1 protein-coding gene is annotated in these 2,430 nt (G+C 71.9%); it reads left to right on the top strand.

The window, feature by feature from the left end; all coding sequences use genetic code 11:
• Positions 1–193: 193 nt before the first annotated feature.
• A partial coding sequence (locus tag QR78_RS31530) for a lipase family protein (protein WP_048431590.1) occupies positions 194–2,430 on the top strand: 2,237 nt, incomplete at its 3' end.

Raw genomic sequence — 2,430 nt, 5'->3', positions numbered from 1 at the left:
AGCGCTTCACGATCGCGCTGCGATCGCCAAGCTCTCCAGGTCACTGATTTTTCCGCATTTTCCCCGACGAAGCGGGTACCGGTTCGTCGGGGAAAATGCGGAAAAATCAGTGACCTGGAGAGCTTGGCGATCGCAGCGCGATCGTGAAGCGCTCTCGCGCCGGCGGCGGCCGGCGGATCGCCGCGAGCCCCCCATGACGACACTGACCTACACCGCTCAGGACGCCGCCGCCTTGGCGCCGCTGGCCGAGATGGCCGGCGGCCGGCTCCCGACCTACGTTCCGTCCTGGAATCTCGTCGGCACGATCGGCCCGGTGATCTCCTCGGGTTGCGGCCAGGGCTTCACCGTCATGGGCACCCTGCCCTCGACGGGCGCCCAGGTCGCGGTCCTGGCGCTCGGCTCGACCTGGGACAACCTCACCGGCTTCTACGGGCCGGAGCAGCTGCCGCTGGAGGTGGTCCCGCGCGAGATCCTGCCGGAGCCGAGCCCGCCCGCCGTCGCGGCCAAGGCGCAGACCGGCTTTCTGTCGATGATCGCTGCGCTGGAGGCCGCCCTCACGACCGCGGTAAAGCAGCTTGCGGCCCTCGACCCCTTCCAGACGTCGCTGCCGCTCGTGGTGGTGGGGATCGGGACGGGCGCACCGCTCGCACAACTTGCCGCACTCTACGTCAGGCCGGGAAACACCCTGGCTCAGGGGTATGCGTCGCCGGTGACGGAGATCGCCTGCTACGCCTTCTCCTGCCCGCCGATCGGGGATGCCAACTTCCGGCAGCAGGCCGGCCAGCGCGTCGCCAGCCTCTTCACCGTGAATGCGGCGGGCATCGATTTCTTTCCCGCGGTGCCGGCCGGATCCGGGCTGATGCCGGCGGGCACCGCCGTGCCCGTGAACGCGAAGCTCCCGACCTACGATTCGCCCTGGCAGGAGCGGACGGCGGCCTTCTACGCCGCCGCGCTCGGCGAGGCCCAGGCACCGGCCGCCACCCGCGCGCCGGCACGCGCGCCCGCGACGGCGGCGACCGGCGCGGCGCGCTACGACGCGAACCTCGCCTACTCGCTCGCGATCACCTGCGCCGTCGCGTATCAGCGCTTCCAGCACCCGACCCTGTTCACCTACCCGCCCTCGCTCGGCCTGAGCGTCGGCCCCGACATCCAGACCGCCGACGGCGTCACGTGGGGCACGGTCTTCTCGGGGCCCGGCACGGTCGCGGTGGCCTTCCGGGGCACGACGAGCTTCGTCGAGCTCGTCCGGACGCTCGCCGACGTCAACATGACGGCGCCGCCCTGGCTGACGAACGGTACGGTGCTGTCCGGCATCGCCACCGTCTACCAGTCGCTTCGCCCCGCTCTCCTCGCCCAGCTCCAGGCGGTCTGCATCAAGAATCCGGGCGCTGTCCTGTACGTCGCGGGCCACGACGCCGGTGCCGCGCTCGCGAGCCTCGCCGCCCTCGACCTGACCACGGCGCCAGCCTCCGGCATTCCGGTCCCGACCGGGCTCTACGGCTTCGGCTGCCCGCCCTTCGGGGACTACACCTTCCTCCAGCACTTCGGCACGACGCTCGCGCCGAGCTTCCAGATCGTCAGGCCGTCGGACGTCGTCCCGAAATTGATGCTGAACGGGAACGTGTTCGCGCTGCCGACGGCGCAATCGCTCGCAGGGGGCGCGCTCGATCCGGCGAACGGCAACTCCTACCACGCGGTCGCCACGTATATCGGCCTGCTGAATCCGTTCGGCACGGCGCGGATCGCCGCCGCGAGCCTCACCGCCCAAGCCGAGGAGATGGACGTGAGCGGAGAATTGATCAGGGGGCTCGCGCCGGAGCAGGCGAGCCATTTCGAAGCCGCGCTCAAGGCCCGCAACATCCGGCCGGGCCAGGTGCCGATGGGCACGCTCGACTCCGCCGCAACGCCAGACGGCGTGCTGCGGATCGGCTGGTCGCCGCGCGGAACGCGCGCGAGCAGCATCGCGCCGGTCGGTTTCGACGGCCGGAAGATGGATGGCTACTTCGCGTACCAGGAGGTCAGGGTCCGCAGCGGCCACTCCCTGATCGTCCAGGCGGAAGAGGGCCACCGCGCTCACCTCGTCACCGCCCGGCTCACGCTCGAGCCGGGCTCGCGCGTCGAGGTGAACGGCGAGTTCACGCTCAGCGCCGCCGAGCTCGCCGCGCCGACCGCGGGCTTGCCCGGGGCGACCCTGCGCTTCGTCGGCACGGATGGCGGGCCCGGCTCCGCGGGCATGCCGGGAAGCCCCGGCATGGACGGCGCGCCGGGCAGGTCGGGGACGTCGGGCAGCTCCGGCGGGTTCGGCTCCTCCGGGATGAACGGGACGCCGGGGTTCGCAGCCACGGTCACGCTCGGGACGGTCACCGGCACCGTCACGGTCTTCGCCCGCGGCGGCAACGGCGGGCCGGGCGGCGCAGGCGGCAAGGGCGG

The sequence above is a fragment of the Methylobacterium indicum genome (assembly GCF_001043895.1).
In the GTDB taxonomy this organism is placed as follows: Bacteria; Pseudomonadota; Alphaproteobacteria; order Rhizobiales; family Beijerinckiaceae; genus Methylobacterium; species Methylobacterium indicum.
The sequence above is the reverse complement of the archived record's forward strand: the minus strand, read 5'-3'. Positions and strand labels throughout refer to the sequence as shown.